General features: G+C 69.1%; 25 protein-coding genes and 1 tRNA gene. 6 read left to right on the top strand and 20 right to left on the bottom strand.

What is annotated here, in order from left to right:
* Positions 1-8: 8 nt before the first annotated feature.
* The 3 genes from ACJMK0_RS08900 to ACJMK0_RS08890 are packed head-to-tail and all read right to left on the bottom strand — an operon-like array spanning position 9 to position 2,324.
* Positions 9-428: a hypothetical protein gene (locus tag ACJMK0_RS08900; RefSeq protein ID WP_405237500.1), complete on the bottom strand. Its 420-nt coding sequence runs from the start codon at positions 426-428 to the stop codon at positions 9-11.
* Positions 425-1,609 (bottom strand): cysteine desulfurase family protein, encoded by a 1,185-nt coding sequence (locus tag ACJMK0_RS08895; RefSeq protein WP_405237498.1) that lies wholly within the window; start codon positions 1,607-1,609, stop codon positions 425-427. Before ACJMK0_RS08895 ends, ACJMK0_RS08900 begins: the two co-directional genes overlap by 4 nt.
* The gene (locus ACJMK0_RS08890; RefSeq protein WP_405237496.1) at positions 1,602-2,324 is read right to left on the bottom strand and encodes an RNA methyltransferase; all 723 of its coding nucleotides are present in this window, start codon (positions 2,322-2,324) and stop codon (positions 1,602-1,604) included. The genes ACJMK0_RS08895 and ACJMK0_RS08890 overlap by 8 nt, the downstream gene beginning before the upstream one ends.
* A 96-nt stretch (positions 2,325-2,420) precedes the next feature.
* Here ACJMK0_RS08890 and ACJMK0_RS08885 point away from each other — a divergent pair, with 96 nt between their 5' ends.
* On the top strand, positions 2,421-3,218 hold the full coding sequence (locus ACJMK0_RS08885; RefSeq protein ID WP_405237494.1) for an inositol monophosphatase family protein: 798 nt from the start codon (positions 2,421-2,423) through the stop codon (positions 3,216-3,218).
* 43 nt (positions 3,219-3,261) lie between these two features.
* Here ACJMK0_RS08885 and secF read toward each other — a convergent pair whose 3' ends face one another.
* From secF to ACJMK0_RS08845, 8 genes are all read right to left on the bottom strand, one after another.
* Positions 3,262-4,203 carry a protein translocase subunit SecF gene (secF, locus tag ACJMK0_RS08880; protein ID WP_405237492.1) on the bottom strand — a complete coding sequence of 314 codons (942 nt, stop codon included), beginning with the start codon at positions 4,201-4,203 and terminating at the stop codon, positions 3,262-3,264.
* On the bottom strand, positions 4,200-6,011 hold the full coding sequence (gene secD / locus ACJMK0_RS08875; protein ID WP_405237490.1) for a protein translocase subunit SecD: 1,812 nt from the start codon (positions 6,009-6,011) through the stop codon (positions 4,200-4,202). The genes secF and secD overlap by 4 nt, the downstream gene beginning before the upstream one ends.
* A gap of 48 nt (positions 6,012-6,059) precedes the next feature.
* On the bottom strand, positions 6,060-6,389 hold the full coding sequence (gene yajC, locus ACJMK0_RS08870) for a preprotein translocase subunit YajC (protein WP_405237488.1): 330 nt from the start codon (positions 6,387-6,389) through the stop codon (positions 6,060-6,062).
* A gap of 37 nt (positions 6,390-6,426) precedes the next feature.
* Positions 6,427-7,563, bottom strand: a complete 1,137-nt coding sequence (gene tgt, locus ACJMK0_RS08865; protein ID WP_405237486.1) for a tRNA guanosine(34) transglycosylase Tgt — start codon at positions 7,561-7,563, stop codon at positions 6,427-6,429.
* Complete coding sequence (queA, locus tag ACJMK0_RS08860) at positions 7,560-8,600, bottom strand: tRNA preQ1(34) S-adenosylmethionine ribosyltransferase-isomerase QueA (protein ID WP_405237484.1); 1,041 nt, start codon at positions 8,598-8,600, stop codon at positions 7,560-7,562. The genes tgt and queA overlap by 4 nt, the downstream gene beginning before the upstream one ends.
* 14 nt (positions 8,601-8,614) lie before the next feature.
* The gene (locus tag ACJMK0_RS08855; RefSeq protein ID WP_405237482.1) at positions 8,615-9,718 is read right to left on the bottom strand and encodes a PDZ domain-containing protein; all 1,104 of its coding nucleotides are present in this window, start codon (positions 9,716-9,718) and stop codon (positions 8,615-8,617) included.
* Between the two features lie 132 nt (positions 9,719-9,850).
* The gene (locus ACJMK0_RS08850; RefSeq protein WP_405237480.1) at positions 9,851-10,420 is read right to left on the bottom strand and encodes a hypothetical protein; all 570 of its coding nucleotides are present in this window, start codon (positions 10,418-10,420) and stop codon (positions 9,851-9,853) included.
* A gap of 2 nt (positions 10,421-10,422) precedes the next feature.
* Positions 10,423-11,022 (bottom strand): RNA polymerase sigma factor, encoded by a 600-nt coding sequence (locus ACJMK0_RS08845; protein WP_405237479.1) that lies wholly within the window; start codon positions 11,020-11,022, stop codon positions 10,423-10,425.
* 118 nt (positions 11,023-11,140) lie between these two features.
* Between ACJMK0_RS08845 and ACJMK0_RS08840 the strand changes: the two genes are divergently transcribed.
* From ACJMK0_RS08840 to fdxA, 3 genes are all read left to right on the top strand, one after another.
* Positions 11,141-11,225: transfer RNA gene (locus ACJMK0_RS08840), tRNA-Leu, on the top strand.
* Positions 11,226-11,302: 77 nt separating this feature from the next.
* Positions 11,303-11,836: an NUDIX hydrolase gene (locus tag ACJMK0_RS08835; RefSeq protein ID WP_405237477.1), complete on the top strand. Its 534-nt coding sequence runs from the start codon at positions 11,303-11,305 to the stop codon at positions 11,834-11,836.
* Between the two features lie 86 nt (positions 11,837-11,922).
* Positions 11,923-12,246, top strand: a complete 324-nt coding sequence (gene fdxA, locus ACJMK0_RS08830) for a ferredoxin FdxA (RefSeq protein WP_405231784.1) — start codon at positions 11,923-11,925, stop codon at positions 12,244-12,246.
* 30 nt (positions 12,247-12,276) lie between these two features.
* On the opposite strand, the gene ACJMK0_RS08825 is transcribed toward fdxA, so the two are convergent.
* Positions 12,277-13,044, bottom strand: coding sequence for a DsbC family protein (locus ACJMK0_RS08825; RefSeq protein WP_405237475.1), 768 nt, complete (start codon positions 13,042-13,044; stop codon positions 12,277-12,279).
* Positions 13,045-13,196: 152 nt separating this feature from the next.
* Entirely contained in the window at positions 13,197-14,135 is a 939-nt protein-coding gene (gene xerD, locus ACJMK0_RS08820; RefSeq protein WP_405237473.1) for a site-specific tyrosine recombinase XerD, read from the bottom strand.
* A 208-nt stretch (positions 14,136-14,343) separates the two neighbouring features.
* On the opposite strand from xerD, the gene ACJMK0_RS08815 reads away from it, so the two are divergent.
* On the top strand, positions 14,344-15,168 hold the full coding sequence (locus ACJMK0_RS08815; RefSeq protein ID WP_405237471.1) for a lysophospholipid acyltransferase family protein: 825 nt from the start codon (positions 14,344-14,346) through the stop codon (positions 15,166-15,168).
* Positions 15,169-15,212: 44 nt separating this feature from the next.
* On the opposite strand, the gene ACJMK0_RS08810 is transcribed toward ACJMK0_RS08815, so the two are convergent.
* From ACJMK0_RS08810 to ACJMK0_RS08780, 7 genes are read right to left on the bottom strand one after another with little or no spacing between them, the layout of a single operon-like run.
* A complete protein-coding gene (locus ACJMK0_RS08810) occupies positions 15,213-16,514 on the bottom strand; it encodes a tetratricopeptide repeat protein (RefSeq protein ID WP_405237469.1) in 1,302 nt (433 codons plus the stop codon).
* On the bottom strand, positions 16,511-17,140 hold the full coding sequence (locus ACJMK0_RS08805) for an energy transducer TonB (RefSeq protein WP_405237467.1): 630 nt from the start codon (positions 17,138-17,140) through the stop codon (positions 16,511-16,513). Before ACJMK0_RS08805 ends, ACJMK0_RS08810 begins: the two co-directional genes overlap by 4 nt.
* Positions 17,141-17,180: 40 nt before the next feature.
* A complete protein-coding gene (locus ACJMK0_RS08800; protein WP_405237465.1) occupies positions 17,181-17,588 on the bottom strand; it encodes an ExbD/TolR family protein in 408 nt (135 codons plus the stop codon).
* Positions 17,589-17,604: 16 nt separating this feature from the next.
* The gene (locus ACJMK0_RS08795; RefSeq protein ID WP_405237463.1) at positions 17,605-18,009 is read right to left on the bottom strand and encodes an ExbD/TolR family protein; all 405 of its coding nucleotides are present in this window, start codon (positions 18,007-18,009) and stop codon (positions 17,605-17,607) included.
* Between the two features lie 19 nt (positions 18,010-18,028).
* A complete protein-coding gene (locus tag ACJMK0_RS08790; RefSeq protein WP_405237461.1) occupies positions 18,029-18,553 on the bottom strand; it encodes a MotA/TolQ/ExbB proton channel family protein in 525 nt (174 codons plus the stop codon).
* Positions 18,554-18,574: 21 nt separating this feature from the next.
* Positions 18,575-19,960 carry a MotA/TolQ/ExbB proton channel family protein gene (locus ACJMK0_RS08785; protein WP_405237459.1) on the bottom strand — a complete coding sequence of 462 codons (1,386 nt, stop codon included), beginning with the start codon at positions 19,958-19,960 and terminating at the stop codon, positions 18,575-18,577.
* Entirely contained in the window at positions 19,957-20,715 is a 759-nt protein-coding gene (locus ACJMK0_RS08780; protein ID WP_405237457.1) for a DUF3450 domain-containing protein, read from the bottom strand. Before ACJMK0_RS08780 ends, ACJMK0_RS08785 begins: the two co-directional genes overlap by 4 nt.
* A 295-nt stretch (positions 20,716-21,010) precedes the next feature.
* Here ACJMK0_RS08780 and ACJMK0_RS08775 point away from each other — a divergent pair, with 295 nt between their 5' ends.
* Positions 21,011-22,129: a Glu/Leu/Phe/Val dehydrogenase dimerization domain-containing protein gene (locus ACJMK0_RS08775; protein ID WP_405237455.1), complete on the top strand. Its 1,119-nt coding sequence runs from the start codon at positions 21,011-21,013 to the stop codon at positions 22,127-22,129.

Below are 22,129 nucleotides of genomic sequence, written 5' to 3'. Positions count from 1 at the left end.
GTACTCGCTCAACTATGCTCGTCAGTTCGTCCGTCGTCAGATCTGTCGTCGGATCTGACGACGGCGCCTTCGCCTGCCGCCAGCGCCCGGCCGAGTTCGGCCAGCGCATCCTCTACGACCAGCAGACTGCCCGTTTTCTCCGCCGGCGCCGCCAGCGCCCCGGCCATCGCGGCCGCATTCAGTGCGGCCAGGCCGGCCGTCGGACCGCCTTCGGCCTGCCGGCAGGCCCATTCGCACGCCGCGATGACCCACGGACAGCCGATGGCGCCGTAGCGCATGCGGGCTATTCTACCGCCCGCGACCCCGGCGCTGAAAACGACCTCCACGTCGCCGGTACGCCCCCGGGCGCGGCCGCTGACGCCGCCCTCCACCTGCCCGGCGTGGGCGGCCTCCCGGAAAAGGGTGAGGACTTCGGCGCCGTAATTCAAGCCGCACGGCCTCCCAGCGGCGCGGCGATGCGCCGCAGGCGGTGCACCGCAGCGGTGAAAATGTCGAGCGCCCGGTCCACTTCATCCTCCGTCGTGTAACGGCCCAGGCTGAAGCGCACCGAGGCGCCGGCCAGGCGGTCGTCGCGGCCCAGCGCACGCAGCACGTAGGAAGGCTCGCCCGAGGTGGTATTGCAGGCCGAGCCGGACGCCACCGCGAGCGGTTCCAGCGATGCGAACAGGCTCTCCCCGTCCACGCCCGCCACGCTCACGTTGACGATGCCCGGGATCCGCTCGGCGCCGCCGCCGTTGACGAGAACGCCGTCCATGGCGGTGAGGCCTGCACTCAGCCGGTCCCGGAGCGCCGCCAGCCGCGCCCGTTCCGCGGGCAGCTCCTCCCGGGCCCGCGCCGCGGCGGCACCGAGCCCCACGATCTGGTGCACCGGCAGCGTGCCCGGCCGCAGCCCCCGTTCCTGGCCGCCGCCGTAGAGGAGCGGCTGCACCTGCACGCCGGGACGATCCGCGATATACAGCGCTCCCACGCCCTTCGGGCCGTAGAACTTGTGGGCCGTGAGGGCCAGGAAGTCGACCGGCAGGCGCGCGAGATCGATGGCCAGTTTGCCCACAGCCTGCGCGGCGTCCACGTGGAACAGCACGCCCCGCTCGCGGCACAGGCGGCCGATGGCCTCGACGTCGTTCACCACGCCGGTCTCGTTGTTCACCCACATGACGGCGGCGAGCACGGTGTCGTCCCGGAGCGCCGCCCCGACCGAAGCCGGGTCGATGCGGCCCTCGGCGTCGGGCTCGAGCCAGGTCACCTCCCAGCCGTCCCGCTCGAGGCGGCGGGCGGCATCCAGCACCGCCTTGTGCTCGATGCGCGTGGTCACCAGATGCCGGCCCCGGTCGGCGAAATACCGAGCCGCACCGATGACCGCGAGATTGTCCGCCTCGGTCGCGCCGGAGGTGAAGACCAGTTCGCCGGGCCGGGCGCCGATCAGCGCGGCGAGTTCCGCGCGCGCGGCATCCACGGCGGCGGCGGCGCGCCGGCCGGGTTCGTGCATCAGCGAGGCCGCGTTGCCGTACACGCCGTCCCGGCCGAGGCAGTGCGCCATGGCCGCGGCCACGGCCTCGTCCACCGGCGTGGTGGCCGCGTAGTCCAGGTAGATGGTGCGGGCGTCATTCACGGTCGCTTCTCCGCTCGGCGGGCGCCAGCGAGGCCAGTATGCCTCGCAGGATGTTGATCTCGTTCATGTCCGGCTCGGCGCGGGCGAACAGCCGCCGCAGCCGCTTCATCAGGTGCCGGGGATTGTCGGGGTCGAGGAAGCGGGCGGCGAGCAGCAGCTCTTCCAGATGGCGGTAGAAGTTCTCCATCTCGCCCGCGGTCGCGGGCCGCACCTCCCTGGCCGGCGGCTCGCGGCCGGCCGCGCGCTGCATCTGCACCTCGTAGGTCACCACCTGCACCGACATCGCCAGATTCAGCGAGCTGAAGTCCGGCGCCGTGGGGATGTAGAGCAGCGCCTGGCAGCGGGCCAGGTCCTCGTTGCTCAGGCCCGACTTCTCCGGACCGAACACCAGCGCGACCGGCCCGGACGCGGATTCGGCCATGGCCTTCTCCGCCGCCTCCCGGGCGCTCAGCTCGGGCCAGGCAATGCTGCGCTGGCGTGCGCTGGCGCCGGCCACCCATACGCAGTCGGCGACCGCGGCCTCCAGCGTGTCGACCACGCGCGCCGCGGCGAGCACGTCCTCCGCGCCCGACGCGCGGGCCGTGGCCTCCTCGTGTGGAAAACTGCGCGGCGCCACCAGCACGAGTTCGCCGAGGCCCATGTTCTTCATGGCCCGCGCCGTAGCTCCGATGTTGCCCGGGTGGGTCGTGCCCACCAGTACGATACGAATCGTCATCTGCCCTCGTTCATCTCTCCGGCCGTCTCGCCCGCCATCCGGTCTGGTATTCTACCGCCCGCACCCACACACCCCGCCACCGGATACGAACCGCGCATGCAACCACTCGCCAACATCGCCGCCATGGCGGCACGCAAGGGCGGCGACATGCTGCTACGCCAGCTGAAACAGCTCGACCGGCTCAAGGTGGAAACCAAGGGCCGCAACGACTACGTCAGCGAGGCCGACCGGCAGGCCGAGGCGGTCATCGTCGATACCATCCTGAGCCACTACCCGGACCACGCGATCCTGGCCGAGGAAGGGGGCGCGCGCGGCGAATCCGACCATGTCTGGATCATCGACCCGCTGGACGGCACCACCAACTTCCTGCACGGCTTCCCGGTGTTCTGCGTCTCGGTGGGCCTGCAGATCCGCGGCCGCCTGGAGCATGGCGTCATCTACGACCCGCTGCGCCAGGAGATGTTCACCGCGTCCCGCGGCGAGGGCGCGCAGCTGGACGGGCGCCGCATCCGCGTGACGAACCGCCGCGATCTGGCCGACGCCCTGATCGGCACCGGCTTCCCGTACCGGCGGGGCACCGCGGGGCTGGACCCGTACATGGCGCTCCTGAAGGACGTCATCCGCAACGCCGCCGGCGTGCGCCGGCCCGGCGCCGCCGCGCTCGACCTGGCCTACGTGGCCGCCGGTCGGCTGGACGGGTTCTGGGAGACGGGGCTGAAGCCGTGGGATCTCGCCGCCGGCGCGCTGCTGATCCGCGAGGCGGGCGGGATCATCAGCGGCCTGGACGGCAGCGAGGGGTTCATGGAGACCGGCCACGTGCTCGCCGGCAGCCCGAAGATCTACGCGGCGCTCGCCCGGCTGACCGCTCCCCACCTCGACGGCATCCTCGCCTAGAGGCCCGCCCGGGCCGCGAAAGACCCGCCAGGACGGAGACCGGTCAGGGCAGGTCGTCGATCTCTTCGGGATCCTTCTCCGGCGGCATCAGGTCCTGGGCGCTGACGCCCAGCTCCAGCGCGGTGGCACTCGCCGTGTAGATGGACGAATACGTACCGATGATGATGCCGACGATCAACGCCACCGAGAACGGCCCGATCGCCTCGCCGCCCAGCACCAGCAGCGCCACCAGGACCAGCAGCGTCGTCAGGCCCGTAATAATGGTGCGCCCGAGCATCTGGTTGATCGAGGTATTCATGACGTCGACCGGCTCGAGGCCGCGCAGCTTCAGGAAGTTCTCCCGGATCCGGTCGAACACGACCACGGTGTCGTTCAGCGAGTAGCCGATCACGGCCAGGATGGCCGCCAGCACCGACAGGTCGAAGGGCAGCTGGAACAGCGAGAAGAAGCCGAGCGTGATGATCACGTCGTGCGCCAGTGCCGCGACCGCGCCGGCCGCGAAGCGCCACTGGAAGCGGAACATGACGTAGGCGAAGATCATGATCAGCGTGAAGATCATGGCCAGCCCGCCCTTCTCGGTGAGCTCCTCGCCCACCTGGGGCCCCACGAAGTCCACGCGCCTCAGTTCCACCGCCGGCTCGTCGGCCTGCAGCACGTCGCGCAGATCCTCCCGCACCTCCGTGCCGCTTACGCCTTCCCGCGGCGGCAGCCGCACGAGCACGTCCCGTGCCGTGCCGAAGTTGGTCACCTCGGCCTCGGGGAAGTCCGCCTCGCTCAGCACCCCGCGGATGCGCTCGAGATCGGCGGCCTCCGGGTAGCCGAGCTCCAGCAGGATGCCGCCGGTGAAGTCGATACCGAAGTTCAGGCGCTGCACCGCCAGCGAGCCGACGGAGACCGCGATGAGGATCAGCGACAGGATGATGGCCGGCCAGCGCCGGCCCATGAAGTCGATGTGGGTATTGTCTGGCAGCAGCTTGAGGCTCATACCGGCACCGTCTGGATCCGCCGGGAACCGTAGACCGCATTGACCACCGCCCGGGTCCCGATGATGGCGGTGAACATGGAGGTGATGATCCCGAAGGTGAGCGTGATGGCGAAGCCCTTGATGGGGCCCGTGCCGAAGGTGAACAGCACGATGGCCGCGATCAGCGTCGTGATCTGGGCGTCGGCGATGGAGGAGAATGCCTTCTCGTAGCCGGCGTGGATCGCCGCCTGGGGCGAGTTACCGTTGGCTACCTCCTCGCGTATTCGCTCGAATATCAGCACGTTGGCGTCCACGGCCATGCCCACCGTCAGCACGATACCGGCGATGCCCGGCAGTGTCAGCGACGCCTGGAACAGCGACAGCAGCGCCACGATCAGCACCAGGTTGGTGAATAGCGCCAGATTGGCGATCAGACCGAAGGACCGGTAATACACGGCCATGAACAGCACCACCGCGAGGAAGCCGATGGTCACGGCCATGAAGCCCCGGTCGATGTTCTCCTGGCCCAGGCTCGGCCCGATGGTGCGCTCCTCCACCTTGAAGATGGGCGCCGCCAGCGAACCGGCGCGCAGGAGCAGCGCCAGGTCCCGTGCCTCGGCCGGGTTCAGCCCGGTGATCTGGAACTCGTTGCGGAACACGCCGCGGATGGTGGCGACGTTGATGATCTCCTCGGAGCGCTGGGTCACGTACTCGATGTCGCCGTTGCGCTCGACCACGTCCCGGGTGGTCTCGATGAACAGCACCGCCATGGGCTTGTCGATATTGGCCCGGGTGGTCTTCAGCATGCGGTCGCCGCCGGCGGCGTCCAGGCGGATGAACACCGCGGGCCCGCCGTCCTGGGAGAAGCCGGAACTGGCGTCCACGATCTGGTCGCCCGAGGCGATGACCTCGCGCTTCAGGCAGGTGTCGGGCCCGTCGCGGAAGGGATAACGCTGCGAGCCCAGGCCCGAGCAGTCCTCGTCCACGAGGCGGAATTCCAGTGTGGCCGTGGCGCCGAGGATGGCGTCGGCCCGGGCCGGGTCCTGGATGCCGGGCAGCTGGACGACGATGCGGTCGACGCCCTGGCGCTGCACCAGCGGCTCGGCCACGCCCAGCGCGTTCACCCGGTTCCTGAGCGTGGTGGTGTTCTGCTCGATGGCGAAGTTCTGCCGCTCGCGGATCTGCTGCTCGGTCATCGTGACCAGCAGGGACTTGCCGTCGCCGCCATCCGCGATGTTCAGGTCCTGATCCGCGTTGCGGATGATGCGGCGCGCCTCGGCGAGGTCCTCGGCATCGCGCACCTGCACCCGCACCCGGTCGTCTTCCACGCGCACCCGGCGGGAGATGCCGGCCTCGGTCAGCCGGGTCTCGAAGTCCTCCACGTACATCTCGAGCCGCTTGCGGATGGCGGCCTCCATGTCCACCTCGTAGAGGAAATAGACGCCGCCGCGCAGATCGAGGCCGAGGCTCATGGGTTCCAGCCCCAGGTCACGCACCCAGGCCGGCGAGCGGGAAGCCAGCGTCAGCGCCACGGCATAGTCGTCGCCGACGGCCTCGCGCAGCGTGTCGCTCGCCTGCAGCTGCCGCTCGACGCGGTCGAAACGCATCACCACACGGCCGTCGTCCAGGTAGGCAGCCTCGGGCGTGAGTTCCTCCTCCACCAGGATGTCACGGAAGCGGTCCACCATGGAGGCGTCGAGGGGCTCCGCATCGGTGCGCGCCACCTGCAGGGCCGGCACCGTGCCGAACGCATTCGGCAGGGCGAGCAACGCCCCGACGGCGACGATGCCGATGACGAGGGCATACATCCACGCGGGATATCGATTCATGGCGGACCAGAGGGGTTTGGAAGAATGGACCCGGCGATCGTCCGACGATCAGCCGGCGCTCTCCACCGTGCCCTTCGGCAGCACGGCGCTGATGGTCTGTCTCTGTATCTTGAGCTCGACGCCGTCTGCGACCTGGATCGTGAGGAACTGATCGCTCACCGCAGTGATCTTGCCGAGGATACCGCCGGCGGTCACCACCTCGTCGCCGGCGGACAGCTGGGAGACCATCTCCCGGTGCTGCTTCTGGCGCTTCTGCTGGGGCCGGATGAGCAGGAAATAGAAAGCCGCGAACAGGATGATCATCGGCAACAGGAACCCAAGGGGGCTCTCCTGGGCCGGCGCACCCTGCGCCCAGGCATTCTCGATCAGGAAATCCATAATGACACCGTCTTAGCGGGGATACGGCGCGCTATTATTACACAACACGCGGCCCGGTTGTCCCGTGCCGCGCCAGGAACTCCGCGGCGAATGCCCCGAAGGTACCGGCCTCGAGCGCCGCGCGGATATCGCTCATCAGCCGCTGGTAGAAATGCAGGTTGTGCAGCGTCGCCAGCCGGGGGCCCAGCATCTCGTTGCACTTGTCGAGGTGGCGAAGGTACGCCCGGCTGTAATGGGTGCAGGTATAGCAGTCGCACTCCGGGTCCAGCGGACCCAGGTCCTCGGCGTAGCGGGCGTTGCGTATCTTCAGCGTGCCGCTCGAGGTGAACAGGTAGCCGTTGCGCCCGTGGCGGGTCGGGATCACGCAGTCGAACATGTCCACGCCCCGCGCCACCGCCTTGACGATATCCGATGGCGTGCCCACGCCCATGAGATAACGCGGACGCCCGGCGGGCATGTGCTGGACGATCGCATCCAGCACGGCGAGCCGCTCGTCCTCACTCTCGCCCACCGACAGCCCGCCGATCGCGTAGCCGTCGAAACCGGTCTCGACCAGCCCCGCCAGCGAGGCCTCCCGCAACGCGGGGTACATGCCGCCCTGGACGATGCCGAACACGGCCTCGCCGCGCCCCGGCTCGCGCTCGCGCGGCTCGTCGAAAGCGCGGCGGCTGCGCGCCGCCCAGCGCAGGGAGAGCTCCATGGATTCCCGCGCCTCGCGCTCGCTGGCCGGATACGGCGTGCACTCGTCGAAGATCATGGCGATATCCGAGTTCAGGGCCTGCTGCATGGCCATGGCCCCTTCCGGCCCGAGGAAGATCTCGTCGCCGTTGACCGGTGAACGGAAGGTGACGCCCTCCTCGCTGACCTTGCGCAGCGCGGCGAGGCTGAACACCTGGTACCCGCCGGAGTCCGTCAGGATCGGGCCGGGCCAGTTCATGAACTCGTGCAGTCCGCCGTGGGCGCGGACCACCTCCGGTCCCGGCCTCAGCATGAGATGGAAGGTATTGCCGAGGATGATCTCGGCCCCGGTGCCGGCCACCTCCTCGGGCGTCATGGCCTTCACCGTGCCGTAGGTGCCGACCGGCATGAAAGCAGGCGTCTCCACCGTGCCGCGGCGGAAGGCGAGGCGGCCGCGGCGGGCGGCGCCCTCCCGGTTCAGCAACTCGAAGTTCACGGGCGCGGCTCGAGCGCGCCCGGCGCCGGCCAGACGAGCATGGCGTCGCCGTAACTGTAGAACCGGTAGCGGCTCTCCACGGCGTGGCGGTAGGCGGCGAGCACGTTGTCCCGCCCCGCGAAGGCGCTCACGAGCATCAGCAGCGAGGACTCCGGCAGATGGAAGTTGGTGATCATGGCATCGACCACCCGGAACCGGTAGCCGGGCATGATGAACAGCTCGGTCTCCCGGCGGCAGGGCGCGAGGGTGCCGTCGGCCGCGGCGGTCTCCAGACTGCGCACGGCCGTGGTGCCCACGGCCACCACCCGCCCGCCGCGCTCGCGCGTACGGCTCACCGCTTCGCAGAGCGCCTCGCTCACGTGCACCCGCTCGGCATGCAGCCGGCCGGTGGCGATGTTCTCCTCGCGCAGCGGCTGGAAGGTGCCCGCGCCGACGTGCAGCGTGACGAAGGCGCGTTCCACGCCCGCGGCTTCCAGCGCGCCGAGCAGGGCTTCGTCGAAGTGCAGGCCCGCCGTCGGCGCCGCCACGGCGCCCGGCTCCCGCGCGAAGACCGTCTGGTAGTCGCCCCGGTCGCCGGCGTTATCGGGGCGGCGGATATAGGGCGGCAGCGGCACGTGGCCGTGGCGCTCGAGGTGTTCGAGCACCGGCACGTCGAAGGCGACCCGGAACAGGTCGCCGTCGCGCCCGGTCACCGTCGCGGTGGCGCCGCCCTCGAGCGCGAGCGACGTACCCGGCCGCGGCGACTTGCTGGCCCGCAGATGACACAGGGCGTCCCGCTCCGCCAGCACCCGCTCCAGCAGGAGCTCCACGCGGCCGCCGGTCTCCTTGCGGCCGTGGATGCGCGCCGGGATCACCCGGGTGTCGTTGAAGACCAGCAGATCGCCCGGCGAAAGCAGGCCGGGCAGCGCCGTGACCGCGGAATCGACGAGCGAGCCGTCGCCCTGCAGCACCAGCAGACGGCTGGCACTGCGGGGGCGGGCCGGCTCGTGAGCGATCAGCTCATCGGGCAGCTCGTAACTGTAGTCCTGCGCGCGCATGGCGGCGCATGGTATCAGACCTCCGGCAGGCCGAAATCCGCTTGCGGAGGCGGTGCCGGAGCCCGCTCCGGCGCCGCCGCGGGCGGGCGGATGCCGGGCAGCGCCGGCAGCCGGGGCGGCGGCGCGAGCCGGCCCTGGCTCGCCGGTATCTGCACCGACAGTTTGCGGCTGCGCTGCTCGCGCATGATCTCCAGCTCGAGCTCCTCGCCCTCCTCGTAGGAGCGGAGTATCCGGATCGCGTGGGAGACCGATCCGGGTTCACGGCCGCCGATGCGGCGAATGACGTCGCCGTCCTCGAGCTTCAGCGCGGGGTCCGATGGCGCCCTGACGACCAGCAGTCCGCTGTCGGTGCCAAAATAGCGGCCGAGGCCGGGCGAGAGCTCCACCAGCTCCATGTCACCCCAGGGACGGGCGGGGCCGAACCAGACCATGGGCGCGTCGGCACGAAAGTCGAAGTCGAAGTTCGCGCCGTCGCCGAAGAAGGTGAATGCCTGGGCCTCCCGGTCGCGGGTCTTCACCCCCAGCCTGAGTTCCTGGCCGTCCCCCCGGCGCAGCTCGATGTCGATGGTGTCGCCGGGTTCACGCTCGGCCAGGGCCTGCAGCAGGCGTCGGTTGGCGGCGGCGGGATCTTCGGCGGCCAGGGACTCGCCGTCGACGGCGGTCAGCACGTCGCCGGCCCGGATGCCGGCCTCCGCGGCCGCGCTGCCGGGCGAGACGCCCAGCACCTCGACGCCCTCGACCGGACCCTCGCCTTCTCCGGCACCCCCGCCGATGCTGACGCCCAGCACGGGACGGCGGGCGGAGGCGATGACGCCGCGGGCGTACTCCACCGCGCCGGGCACGACGCCGGAGGTGATCTCGGCGATCTCCCGGGCGGCCTCGGCCAGGCGCTCCTCCGCGGCGGCCAGCCTTTCCTCGGCCGCGCGCAGCCGCTCCGTCTCCGCCGCGCTGCGGGCCTCGTCGGCCGCACGCCGTTCCTCGCGAATGATGACGCGCCGCTCGGCCGCCTCTTCCCGCTCGGCCTCCGCCGCGCTCTCCTGCGCCGCCGCCGGCGCCGCCAGGCCGGACAGCCCGAGCGCCAGTACCAGCATGCCCGGGCCCGCTATCGTCGTTTTCATCGTGTCACTCCCAGTCCCAGTTCCAATCGATTACCAGTCGCTGACCAATCGCTGACCAATCGCCGACCAATCGCCGACCAGCCGTTTGCCGTTGTCCGGGTTGCCGTTGCGCCTGCCGCCAGCGCGGCCGGTTCAAAGCACCACCCGGCGTGCCTGCGCGTAACGCAGCTGCACCAGTGAATCCATGAGCTGCACCCGCTCGCGCCACAGCGCCCTGGCTTCGGCCTCGCTCAGCGGGCGCTCCGGAAAACTCAGCTGCTGGTCGATCATGGCGATGCGGTCCTCCAGCGTCGCGATCGTGCTCGCGGTGCTGGCGCGCATCACCCGCGGGGTCTCGGGGGCCGCACGCAGCGCTTCCTCCAGCAGCCGGGAGCGGGCCATCAGACTGCCCAGGCTCGCGTCGTTCTCGGCCGGGGTGGCGGCGAAACCGGCTTCGTCGACCGGAGCCGCGTCGTCCCGGGGCGAGGTCCCGGACAGCGGCAGGTCCAGCAGCGCGAAGACCACGGTGGCGGCCACCGCGCCGGCCGCCAGCCATTCCAGGTCCCGCCGCATGCGTCGCCGCCGCGGCGGCCTCACCAGCCCCTCGCTCTCGGCCCGGTCGCGGATCTCCCGCCATGCGCCGCGGGGCGGCGCATGCTGCGGCAGCCGCCGCAGCGCTTCGGCCAGATCCCCATTGCTCCTCATGCCGTTCTCCTCGTCCATCTTCAACCTCCCGGCAGCACCCCGGTCACCCGGCCGGTCGCATCGCCCGGCGCGCCGGCACCGCCTTCCAGCAGGCCGCGCAGCCGCCGGTGGGCGCGGGACAGCTGGGACTTGGAATAGCTCTCGGTCTTCTGCATCACCATCGCGATCTCCCGGTGGGTGTAGCCCTCGACGTCGTGCAGCCAGACCACCACCCGGCTCTCGGCCGGCAGGCTGGCCAGCGCCGCCTCCAGGTCCATGCGCAGGCCCACCGAGTCGGCCACCGGCGCACCGCCGTCCACCGGCTCGTCGCCGTCGCCGAGTTCGCCGGCGCGCCGGTTCCAGGCCGAGCGCAGGTGCATCAGGCACTTGCTCACGGCGATGCGGCGCACCCACGTGGCCAGCGAGGCGTCGCCCCGGTAGCGGGGCAGGCTGCGCATCACCTCGATGAAGGTCTCCTGCAGCATGTCCTCCGCGGCGGCCGGCGCCTTCACCAGCCGCAGGGCCAGCGTGTAGACGGCCGGCGCCAGCGTCCGGTACAGGGACTCGTGGGCACCCGCATCCCCGCGACGAGCGCGGCGGATGACCGCTTCATCCACGTTGATGCCTGCAAATCCCGACATGTCACAGCTCTTGATGCGCGAGGGGAGACGACCGTCGCAAAGATCGCCGCAAAGATGGTGGCGAAGTTCTTCGCGAGGTGGCCTGGCAGACGACCGCAACCTATACTAGCGCCCTCCTGCCGGGATGGCGGAACTGGTAGACGCGCTGGACTCAAAATTCAGTGGGGTGACCCGTGTGGGTTCGAGTCCCACTCCCGGCACCACAAGCAGCAACCCGCGGCGCGGACGGCCCGCCATCCGGCGACACGTCCGCCCCGCGGCATCTCCCGTACTCTCCCGTATGAAATATTGTTCCAACTGCGGCAGCCTCGTCTCCAAGACCATACCCGCCGGCGACAACCGCGAGCGCTGGGTCTGCAGCGAGTGCGACTACGTGCACTACCAGAATCCGAGGATCGTCGTCGGCTGCGTGCCGGCGCGGGGCGACGAGGTGCTGCTATGCCGCCGCGCCATCGAGCCCCGGCTCGGCTACTGGACCGTGCCCGCGGGCTTCATGGAACTGGGCGAGACCATGGAGGAAGGCGCGGCCCGGGAGACCCGGGAAGAGGCGCTGGCCGAGGTGGAAATCGGGCGCCTGTTCGCCACCGTCGACGTAGTGCAGGCGGGCCAGGTGCACGTGTTCTACACCGCCCGGCTGCTGGGCGGCTTCGGCGTCGGCGACGAGAGCCAGGAGGTGGACCTGTTCGCCGAGGCCGACATTCCCTGGGACGAGATATCCTTTCCCAGCGTCCGTTTCGCTCTCGAGCGCTACTTCGAGGATGCCGGCCGGGACCGGGGCGTGCACAGCCACAAGGCGCCGCGCATCCGGCTCTGACGAGGCTCTGAGCGCCCGGCGGACTCTATGGCATAATCCGGCCTCCGCTCCGGCGGGCCACGGTTCAAGAGGAAACAGAGGTAACCATGACCTTCGTCGTCACAGAGAGCTGCATCAAGTGCAAATACACGGACTGTGTCGAGGTCTGCCCGGTGGATTGCTTCCACGAAGGCCCGAACTTCCTGGTCATCGACCCCGAGGAATGCATCGACTGCACGCTGTGCGAACCGGAATGCCCGGTGGAGGCCATCTACTCCGAGGACGAGTTACCGGCGGGCCAGGAGAAATTCCTGGAGCTGAATGCGGAACTGAGCCGCGAGTGGCCGGTGATCACCGAGGCGAAGGATCCGCCGGAGGACGCGAAGGAATGGGAAGGCGTCCCGGACAAGCTGGAGCACCTGGAGCGCTGAACCTGGAGCGCTGAGCCGCGCTCCCGACCGTCACTCCCCGCCGTTACTCTCCAGCCGCTCCAGCAGCTGCGCCGGCGGCAGGTAGCCGCTCACGAGTTCCCCCGTCTCGGTCACGATGGCCGGCGTGCCGCGCAGGCCGATGTCGCGGCCGAGGTCGTAGTGGTGCTGCACCATGGACGCGTCGCACTCGCGGGACTGCACCGGCTGGTCGTTCTTGGCCCGCGTGAGCGCCGTATTCCGGTCGTCGGCACACCAGACGCTCTCCGCCTTCTGCCATGACGCCTGGCCGGGACCGCTGCGCGGATACAGCAGATAGCGCACCGCGATGCCCGCCTCGTTGTACTCGTCGATCTCGCGGTGCAGCTTGCGGCAGAAGCCGCAGTCGATATCCGTGAAGATGCTGACCGTGTGTTTCGGATCGGCCGGCGCGAACACGATGGCGTCGTCGTCCGGCAACGCATCCATCACGCGCCGGCGCTCGCCGTTCATCGCCGCCTCGGTCAGGTTGGTGCGGGTCTCCAGGTCGATGAGGTCGCCCTGGAACAGGTAGCGTCCGTCCGTGGTGACGTAGGCCACCAGCACGCCCTGCCGGATCTCGAAGAAACCCGGGATCGGACCTTCGTTGATGCTCTCCGGATCGAGCTGCGGGAAGCGCTCGGTGATCTCCGCCCGGACGCGCGCGAGATCCTCGTCGGCGTCTGCCAGGGCCGCGGCGGGAGCCAGGCCGGCGGCCAGCGAGACAGCGAGCGAGACGACTGCCGGGAGAATCGGCGACAGCGATCCGATGACACTACGCATAGAGAGTCCTCTGATTGACGGTTGACCGGCGGCGCCTGGGGCAGGCCGGGGACATGGGGGATGGGACAAGACGATCCGTCCATCGTTCCCGCCCGGGCCGGGCGGTGCGCATTGTAGCAGAGGGCGCGCCGGGATCCGGCAGCCCGACCGAATCAGCCCCGGGGGTGATGCGCCCCGTGCAGGTCCTTCAGCCGCTCCCGCGCCACGTGGGTGTAGATCTGCGTGGTGGACAGGTCGCTGTGGCCGAGCAGCAGCTGCACCACGCGCAGGTCCGCACCGTTGTTCAGCAGGTGGGTGGCGAAGGCATGGCGCAGTGTATGCGGGGAGAGCTTCTTCTTCACGCCGGCTTTCTGGGCGTAGCGCTTGATAATGTGCCAGAAGGCCTGCCGGGTCATGCGGTCGCCCCGGCGGGTGGGGAACATGTAATCGGTCTGGCGCTCCAGCAGGATCTCGACCCGGGGCCCCTCCATGAAGTCCCGCAGCCAGCGCTGGGATTCCTCGCCGAGCGGGATCAGCCGCTCGCGGTCGCCCTTGCCGACGATGCGCAGGACGCCCTGGTTCAGGTTGACCTGGTTCTGCTTGAGGTTGATCAGCTCCGAGACCCGCAGGCCGGTGGCATAGAGCAGCTCCAGCATCGCCCGGTCACGGTGGCCGAGAGGCTCTTCCGTATTGGGCGCGGCCAGCAGCGATTCCACCTCCTCCTCGGTGAGCGACTTCGGCAGTGAGCGGCCGATGCGCGGCATCTCGATGTCCGCTGTCGGATCGTCGGCGATGACGCCTTCGCGGCAGAGATAGCGGTAGAAGCGGCGGAAACTGGACAGCTGTCGCGCCGTGGAGCGGGGTTTGGCGCCCTGCTCCACCCGCCAGGCGATGAAGGCCAGCAGCTCCGGCTTGCCGGCCTTGACGATCTCCGTGCCGTCGTCGGCGACGAAGCGAGCCAGCGCCATGAGGTCGGCGCGATAGGCGCCCAGCGTATTCTTCGACAGGCCCCGCTCCATCCAGATGGCGTCGAGGAACTTGTCGATCATGGCCTCGGAGGCGGCACTGACGGCGGCCTCCTCGGTCTGTTTGCGCGCTGGGCTGTAGCTCATCTTGCGTATCTTCGGTCGCTGCTCGCTGGGTGCCGCGGATTGCACCGGCCACGTGCCGGCCAATTACAATGGCCATTGCCGGATCGGAGAGCGAGTATGTCCGCCCGGCCCCAGGGGGGGCGTGACCGCTGTCACAGATTCCCCAAAGCATTAACATAACGTGACCGGGTTCACACTCTACGATGCGAACCCGCTACGCTGAGGGAAGATGGCCAGACTGATCGGACTCGCCCGCGAGGCGTGGCACGCGCTGTACGGCCTGTGGTTCGCTGCCGTGTTCCTCGTCTGCGTCCCCGTCACGCTGCTGCTGGTCACCGTCCTGCCGGGACTGGGCCGGCGGCGGGCGGCGGCGCGCAGCGGCGCCCGTCTGCTCTTCCTGGCCACCGGCATGGGCCCCGGCATCGACAACCGCCGTCACCTGCCGGGGCGGCCCTGCGTGGTGGTGGCCAACCACGCGAGCTACCTGGACGGCATCATCCTCTGCGCCGCGCTGCCGCCGCGCTTCGCCTTCGTGATCAAGAGCGAGATGCAGCGGGTGCCGCTGGCGCATTACCTGCTGCGGCGCATCGGTGCCCAGTTCGTGGAGCGTTTCCACCACGGCCGCAGCGCGCGGGATGCGCGCACCATCCTGCGCCGCGCGCACGTGGGCGAATCGCTGGCCTTCTTTCCGGAGGGCACCTTCCACGCCGAGCCCGGGCTGCGCCGCTTCCGCGGCGGCGCCTTTGCCGTCGCCGCGAAAGCACAGGCGCCGCTGGTGCCTGCCGTGATCCACGGCTCCCGCCATGCGCTGCCATCGAGCCGGCTGCTGCCGCGGCCGCAACGCCTGCGCGTCACGCTGCTGGAGCCCATCGACACCGCCGGCCAGACTCCGGCCTCTCTCGCCACCCTGTCACGGACGCGGATTCTCGAGCATCTGGACGAGCCCGACCTGCATCCGGCCGCTGAGACGCCGGCGCCTGCGGAAGACCGGCGGGACGAGACGATGACGGAGGCCGAAACCAGGATGGAGGCGCGCGGTCCGGCCGGGACGTAGGGCTGGTTGACCAGGGCCTTTTGACAGGCCCCGGCCGGACGGCTTCAGCCGGAGGCGATCCGCGCCGCCTCGACGGCCTGGCGGTCGCGCACGAAGGCGATCCAGGCGGCGGCATTCTGGCGCTCCTTGGCGTCGCCGGTCTCGCGGACCCTGTCGAAGGCCTGCAGCGCCTCGCCGAGGCGATCGAGCTCGGTGTAGGCCATGCCCATCAGCAGCCAGGCCCGGGCGGGCGTCTCCGTGCCGGCGTCGAGCGCCTGGCGGGCCGCCGCGATCACGTCCTCCCAGCGCGCCTGCTCGTTCAGGATGCTCGCCTTGTCCATGTAGTACTTGGGATCGCCGGTGAGCTGTCCCAGCTGGTCGATCACGGCGACGGCGCGGTCGTACTCCTTCGCCGAGGTCCACGCCGAGCGCAGCAGGTTCAGATTGTCTGCGTCGCGCTCCAGCGCACCCTCCTCGATGCCGCGGGCGAGTATCCGGCCGGCAACGTAGGGGCTGTCCAGGTAGAGATTCAGGCGCACGAGGTTGAGAATCTTGGGGCCTTCGGTGATCAGGCCGCGGTTGTAGGCGGCCATCATGGTGGCCAGCGCCAGCTGGTCCTCCTTCAGCTCCAGGTACACGCCCGACAGGGTCTCCCAGTAGCGACGCTTGTCCGGCCAGAGCCGGACCATCGTGCGCAGGACGTCGACGGCCGGCCTGAAGGCCTCTTGCTCCATGTGGATGGCCAGCTCCAGCTGATACCACGATTCCTTCGGCTTGTCGGCCTTCTCGATGGCCAGCTGCACGCAGGGCAGCGCCTCCCGATAGCGCTCGAGTTCGGCGAAACTGCCGCCCACCAGGATGTAGGCTGCGGCGTCGGGCTCCTCGGCGTAGCGGAACCAGGTGCGCATGGTCTCGATGGCGTCCTCGTAGCGGCCCTCGGACTGGTACAGGCCGGCCAGCGAGTAGAGCATGCCCTGCTGGGCCTGGGTGCTGAGAGCGTCCTCGGCCAGGCTGCGCTCGAAATAATCGATGGCCTTGCCGAAATCGCCGCGCGCGGAATAGATGAAGCCGTAGGTCTGCCACATCAGCGCCTTCTCGTAGTCGTTCAGGCGCATGTTCTCCATCTTGCCGATCTCGGTGAGGGCGTCGTCGTAACGATCCTCGCCCATCAGCTCGTGGATCTTTGACAGCCGCTTGTAGGCCAGCTCGCCCATGGTGCTGCCCGGGTCGTCGCGCTCCACGGCGGTGGTGTCCAGGCAGACCTTGCCCTGGGCCAGGGCCGGCCCGGTTGCCAGCAGGAGCAGCGCGGCCAGGGCGCCCATGGCGCTCCGCGCGATACTTGCGCAGGAGAAGGCCCGACCGCTCATGTCGCCTCGTCGATGTTGAAGTCGATCCGCTGCGTGGCCCTGCGCTTCACCGGCTGACCGTCGATGATGCGCGGCTTGAACTTCCACTTGAAGATGGCGCGCAGCGCGTTGCGCTCGAACATCCGGCGCGGCTCCGCGTCCACCACCTCCGGATCGGAGACCGTGCCGTCCTCGTTGATGGTGAACTCGATCAGCACCCAGCCGCTGATGCCCTCGATAAGGGCCTCCCGCGGCCACTGGGGCTCGATGCGCACGATGGGGATGACGTCGCCCTCGGCACCGGGGTCGCCGGCGCTCCACTGGCCGAGATACGGCCCGCCGCCCGCGCTCGCCGGCATGTCGATGCGCGGAGTCTCCATGCGCGGCAGGTCCGGCCGCGGTTTGTCCTGAGAGGGCTGGCTCAGCTTCGGCGGCGGCGGCGGCTCCTTCGGCTTCTCCGGCTCCGGCGGCGGCTTGCGCTCCTTGATGTTCTCGATCTCATCCTGCTCCACGCGGACGAAGTCGAGTGACAGGCGGTCGTCGTCGTCCTTGCGGATGTCGGGCGAACCCGAGATGAGCTGGTGCATCAGCAGGAACAGGCCAAGCGCCACCAGGATGCCGGCACCGAGGGATACCAGGAACCTCATGTCCTGCCTCCCCGCCCGTGCGCCTGCGTGCCCTTCTTCCTCACGTGCCCTCCGGCTCGGCCGCCACCGAGATGTCGACCACACCCCCGAGTCTCACCTGATCCATGATGTCGATCAAGGTGCCCGTGGGCGATTCCTGGTCGGCGATGATCACCGCCGAACTCTCCGGATTCTCGGTCAGGGCGTCCTCCACGATCTGGCGGATCTGGTTCAGCTCGACTTCCCGCTTGTTGATCCAGATGTCGCCGGTCTCGTTCACGCCGATCAGGATGTTGCCGCGCGGGCGCGCCTCCGCGGTCTCGGCCTCCGGCCGGTTGGGATCGATGCCCGTCTCCTTCACGAAGGAGGTGGTCACGATGAAGAAGATCAGCATGATGAACACGATGTCGAGCATCGGCGTGATGTTGATCTCCGTCTCGTCCTCCGGCGTCGAATGCTTGCGCGGCATGGTTGTCCCCGATCCGTCAGTCGGCCAGCGCCGCCAGCGAGACCTTGCTGGCGCCCGCCACCCGGGCCTGGTCGACCACCCGCACCAGGATGCCGGCGTCGGCGTTGCGGTCCGCCGCGATCACCACCGCGGCATCGGGATCCACCGCGAGGCCGCTCTCGATGTTGGCCCGCACGGCGCGGATGTCCGTGGGCCGGCCCTTGATGGAGATCTGCCCCGTGTCGCTGATGCGGATGGCGATCACCTCGGAGAGTTTCTGATCCTTCGGCGGCTCGCTCGAGGGACGGTTCAGGTCGACGCCGAACTCCTTCACGAAGGAGGTCGTGACAATGAAGAAGATCAGCATGATGAACACGATGTCGAGCATCGGCGTGATGTTGATCTCCGCCTCCTCGTCGTGCCGTTTCAGCCGTCTGCGCATCGCTTGCTCCGCGGCCCCCTCAGTGGTGGACCAGCATCTCCTCGAATCGTTGGACTTCCTTGCCGGCGCGCCGTTCGAGATAGGTGGCCAGATAGAGGCCGGACAGCGCCGCCACCAGACCGGACATGGTCGGGATGGTGGCCGCCGAGACGCCGCCCGCCATCAGGCGCGCGTTGCCAGTGCCGGCGAACGCCATCACGTCGAACACCAGGATCATCCCGGTCACGGTGCCCAGCAGGCCGAGCAGCGGCAGGATGGCCATCAGTGTCTTGATCATCAGGATATAGCGGTGACTCTCCACCGAGATCTCCGAGATCAGCTGGTCGCGGATGCGCCGGGCGTACCACGAGTCCGTGTCCTCGCGCTGATCCCACTCCTCGACCGCCCGTCGTTCCAGCCCGGGCAGCACCCAGCGGAAGAACCAGAACCGCTCGATGATGAGCGTCCACATCAGCGTGGTCACCGCAAGGATGGCCCAGAGCACGTCGCCGCCGGCTTCGAAGAAGCTGCGGATGGCGATGAATGCGGACTCGAGCAGATACATGCTGACCGTCCCGGCTGACCGTTAAACGCCCCTCTCGGAGTGGCGCGCGATCATGCCCGCGCTCTGCTCCTCCAGCACTTCCACCATCGCGCGGCTGCGCGCGGCGACCAGGCTGTGCAGGAACACCAGCGGGATGGCGACCACCAGCCCCAGCACCGTCGTGACCAGCGCCTGGGAGATGCCGCCGGCCATGAGCTTCGGGTCGCCCGTGCCGAACAGCGTGATGGCCTGGAAGGTGCGGATCATGCCGACCACCGTGCCGAGCAGACCGAGCAGCGGCGCCACCGCCGCGATGACCTTGATCCAGCCCTGTCCCTGCTCCAGGCGCGGCGTCTCCTTGAGGATGGCCTCGTCCAGCTTCAGCTCCAGGGTCTCGGTGTCGATGTGCTTGTTGTCCTCGAACACCTTCAGGATGCGGCCGAGCGGGTTGCCCTCCGAGGCGCTGTCGCGCTTCAGCTGCGAGCTGAGCTTGCGGCCGGTGACCAGCAGCGCCAGCAGGCGCCACAGCGCGATCAGCAGGCCGATGCAGCCGATGGCGATGATGACGTAGCCCACGGTGCCGCCCTGATTGATACGCTCGCCGAGACTCGGTGACTGCACCACCAGGCTCAGCAGCGCGCCGCGACTGGGATCCACCGCCATACGGGCGTTGCCTTCGCGCGCGGTGTACAGGTTCTCCGCCAGGCTGCGGAAGCGGTCGTCCGGCTGCCGGGCCAGCTCCTGCAGCTCGTCCGCCGCCGGGTCGTACTGCAGGAAGCGGTTGCCGGTGATCACGTTGAACAGCCCCACCCGCACCACTTCGGCGCTCTCCTCCTGGCCTGCCGCGTTACGGATGGTGGCCGCGAACCGGTCGACGTCGCCGGAGCCCGCCATCTCCTCCAGGATGAGCACCTGCAGGGACTTGAGGTCGGCGATGGAGGGCAGGCCGCGTGCGGAGGCCAGCTCCGTCGCGATCGCGCCCCGGTCCGGATACTCGGCGGTGATGAGCGAGGTATCCACCATGCCGTTGACCTCGCCGGCGGTCTGGCGCACGACGCCGAACAGCTCGCCCATGTCGCCGACCCGGATGCGCAGCGTCTCGTTCAGCTCCTCGAGCTGGCGCTCGTTCTCGTCGAACTGCGTCTTCAGCCGCTCGCTGCGCCGCTCTTCCTCGGCCAGCGCGCGCTTCGCGCTCTCCAGCAGCGCCTGCTGCTGGTTGCGCTTCTGCAGGAACTCCTGTTCCCGCTGCCGGTTCTCCTGGCTCAGTCGCTGGCCCTGCTCGCGAACCGTCTGCAGCAGCTCGTCCATGTCGCGGGGCGCGTCCTGGGCGAGTGCCGCGCCCGCCCCCATCGTCACGGCCAGGACCAATACGCCGGCCGCCGTGGCCGCCTTGCTTCTGGCCGACTTACTCGTGGCTGCGCTCATCATTCCTGCTCCGGGGCCGGGACCGGCAATGTCAGCAACTGCGGGGCGGCCTGCTTCCTGGCAATGGCGATGCCCTCGGTGATCGGGCGCCGGTACGAGGAGTCGAGCTCCTCCCACTGGCGGGTCTGCTTGTTCCAGAAGCCGGTGCGGGACCGGTCGGCCGTCTGATAGGCGAGCAGGACGCGCCCGACCCTGAGGAACGTGACCCGGGTATCGACGCCGTCGATGTCCAGGCTGCCCGTGTACGCCTCGATGTTGCGGCCGAAGCGGGCCTCTTCCTTGTAGGCCTCCATGATCTGGCGGTATTTCTCCGACACGGTGAGGTCGGAGCGCTCCATGTTGTCCTCGAGCCGGGTCAACCGATCCATGCGCTCACGCAGCTGGAACGGCATGTCCAGCTCGATGAAGGCGCGCAGGTCCGAGATCATCTCCAGCATGAGGGGCACGATGCCCTGCTCCACGTCGCCGAACTCCTCGAGCTGGCGGGTGATGGATGCCTTCTCCTCCTCCTGATCCTCGACCAGCCGCTGGAGGTTGTCGTTGTAGATCCTGATCCGGTCGAGCTGCTGGGTGGTCACCCGGTACTCGCCCAGCAGCTCCGAGGTCTGATCGGCCAGCTGGCTGATACGCACCTGGGAACGCTGCGCCGAGCGGTTGATTTCACTCTGCTCGCTGAGCACCTGGCCGAGCGTGGTCTGGCCGCCGGCCGGCGCCGCCAGCACGAAGACGGCCAGCAAACCGGCCGGGAAGCGACTCACGCGGACGGACCGCAATCGCGGGAATCGAACCATTATGAGAATTCCTTGGACTTCAGAGGTGTCCCGGGGCGCGCCCTGTCGCGCCAGCGGATCGCCGGAAACTAGCAGAATAGCGGCGCAAAAAAAAGCGCGGCAACCCCGCCGTAACCGCCGGCGCCGGGCGAATGCCGGCCGGATCGTTACGGATGCAACCGATTAGGCCGGAGCCTATAATCGTCGGATGATCGATAGCCCGGAGCGCACGCGCAGGCGCTGCGCGCGGGCTGCTGTCGCCGTGCTTTTCCAGGAGGGGGATATGGAACTGTTCGACACCATGAGCGACCGCGGCCACGAGCAGGTCGTGTTCTTCCAGGATCGTCCCACCGGCCTCAGGGCCATCGTCGCGATCCACTCCACGGTGCTCGGCCCGGCGCTGGGCGGGCTGCGCATGTGGCCTTACATCAACGAGGAGGAGGCGCTGCGCGACGTCCTCAGGCTGTCCCGGGGCATGACCTACAAGGCCGCGGTGTCCGGCCTGAACCTGGGCGGCGGCAAGGCCGTCGTCATCGGCGATCCCGAGCAGGACAAGAGCGAGGCCCTGTTCCGCATGCTGGGCCGCTTCATCGGCTCGCTGTACAACCGCTACATCACCGCCGAGGACGTCGGCACCACCGTCGACGACATGGACCACATCTTCCAGGAGACCGACCGGGTGGTGGGCGTGCACGAGGTGCACGGCGGCAGCGGCGACCCGTCCCCGTTCACGGCGCTCGGCACGCTGAAGGGCATCGAGGCCTGCGCCGAGCGCAGGTTCGGCCACGCCGACCTCGGCAAACTCAGCTTCGGCGTACAGGGCGTCGGCCACGTGGGCCGCCATCTCGTGCACAGGCTGCGCGAGCGCGGCGCCCGGGTGACCGTCACCGACATCAACGACGAGCGCGTGCAGTCGGTGGTGGACGAGTACGGCGCCGACGCCGTGCCCATGCAGAACATCTACGACCTGGACATGGACGTGTTCGTGCCCTGCGCGCTCGGCGGCGTCATCAACGAGGACACCGTGCCGCGCCTGAAGTGCAGCATCGTGGCCGGCAGCGCCAACAACCAGCTGGAGTCCGAGGCCTGGGGCACCGCGCTCGAGGAGCGCGGCATCCTGTATGCGCCGGACTACGCCATCAACGCGGGCGGCCTCATCAACGTGGCCATCGAACTGCAGGGTTATGACAAGGAACGCGCCCACCGACAGGTCTCGCTCATCTACAATAACCTCGCCCGGATATTCGACATCGCCGAGCGCGACGGGATACCGAGCTGGCAGGCGGCCGACCGCATGGCCGAAGAGCGCATCGCCGCGGTGGGCCGCACCAAGCTGCCCTATACCCGGCGGTTCAAGGACCGGCTCTCGGGCCGGGCCCATCACACGACCACCACGCACTGA

Source organism: Lentisalinibacter orientalis (assembly GCF_040706535.1).
In the GTDB taxonomy this organism is placed as follows: Bacteria; Pseudomonadota; Gammaproteobacteria; order Steroidobacterales; family Woeseiaceae; genus Lentisalinibacter; species Lentisalinibacter orientalis.
Note: the sequence above shows the minus strand (reverse complement) of the source record. Positions and strands in the feature narration are given on the sequence as shown.

Excerpts from the sequence above, each read along its gene's own strand:
- ACJMK0_RS08890 (WP_405237496.1), bottom strand. The coding sequence starts at position 2,324 with ATGACGATTCGTATCGTACTGGTGGGCACGACCCACCCGGGCAACATC.
- ACJMK0_RS08885 (WP_405237494.1), top strand. The coding sequence starts at position 2,421 with ATGCAACCACTCGCCAACATCGCCGCCATGGCGGCACGCAAGGGCGGC.
- secF (WP_405237492.1), bottom strand. The coding sequence starts at position 4,203 with ATGAGCCTCAAGCTGCTGCCAGACAATACCCACATCGACTTCATGGGC.
- secD (WP_405237490.1), bottom strand. The coding sequence starts at position 6,011 with ATGAATCGATATCCCGCGTGGATGTATGCCCTCGTCATCGGCATCGTC.
- yajC (WP_405237488.1), bottom strand. The coding sequence starts at position 6,389 with ATGGATTTCCTGATCGAGAATGCCTGGGCGCAGGGTGCGCCGGCCCAG.
- queA (WP_405237484.1), bottom strand. The coding sequence starts at position 8,600 with ATGCGCGCGCAGGACTACAGTTACGAGCTGCCCGATGAGCTGATCGCT.
- ACJMK0_RS08855 (WP_405237482.1), bottom strand. The coding sequence starts at position 9,718 with ATGAAAACGACGATAGCGGGCCCGGGCATGCTGGTACTGGCGCTCGGG.
- ACJMK0_RS08850 (WP_405237480.1), bottom strand. The coding sequence starts at position 10,420 with ATGGACGAGGAGAACGGCATGAGGAGCAATGGGGATCTGGCCGAAGCG.
- ACJMK0_RS08845 (WP_405237479.1), bottom strand. The coding sequence starts at position 11,022 with ATGTCGGGATTTGCAGGCATCAACGTGGATGAAGCGGTCATCCGCCGC.
- ACJMK0_RS08835 (WP_405237477.1), top strand. The coding sequence starts at position 11,303 with ATGAAATATTGTTCCAACTGCGGCAGCCTCGTCTCCAAGACCATACCC.
- fdxA (WP_405231784.1), top strand. The coding sequence starts at position 11,923 with ATGACCTTCGTCGTCACAGAGAGCTGCATCAAGTGCAAATACACGGAC.
- ACJMK0_RS08825 (WP_405237475.1), bottom strand. The coding sequence starts at position 13,044 with ATGCGTAGTGTCATCGGATCGCTGTCGCCGATTCTCCCGGCAGTCGTC.
- xerD (WP_405237473.1), bottom strand. The coding sequence starts at position 14,135 with ATGAGCTACAGCCCAGCGCGCAAACAGACCGAGGAGGCCGCCGTCAGT.
- ACJMK0_RS08815 (WP_405237471.1), top strand. The coding sequence starts at position 14,344 with ATGGCCAGACTGATCGGACTCGCCCGCGAGGCGTGGCACGCGCTGTAC.
- ACJMK0_RS08810 (WP_405237469.1), bottom strand. The coding sequence starts at position 16,514 with ATGAGCGGTCGGGCCTTCTCCTGCGCAAGTATCGCGCGGAGCGCCATG.
- ACJMK0_RS08805 (WP_405237467.1), bottom strand. The coding sequence starts at position 17,140 with ATGAGGTTCCTGGTATCCCTCGGTGCCGGCATCCTGGTGGCGCTTGGC.
- ACJMK0_RS08800 (WP_405237465.1), bottom strand. The coding sequence starts at position 17,588 with ATGCCGCGCAAGCATTCGACGCCGGAGGACGAGACGGAGATCAACATC.
- ACJMK0_RS08795 (WP_405237463.1), bottom strand. The coding sequence starts at position 18,009 with ATGCGCAGACGGCTGAAACGGCACGACGAGGAGGCGGAGATCAACATC.
- ACJMK0_RS08790 (WP_405237461.1), bottom strand. The coding sequence starts at position 18,553 with ATGTATCTGCTCGAGTCCGCATTCATCGCCATCCGCAGCTTCTTCGAA.
- ACJMK0_RS08785 (WP_405237459.1), bottom strand. The coding sequence starts at position 19,960 with ATGATGAGCGCAGCCACGAGTAAGTCGGCCAGAAGCAAGGCGGCCACG.
- ACJMK0_RS08775 (WP_405237455.1), top strand. The coding sequence starts at position 21,011 with ATGGAACTGTTCGACACCATGAGCGACCGCGGCCACGAGCAGGTCGTG.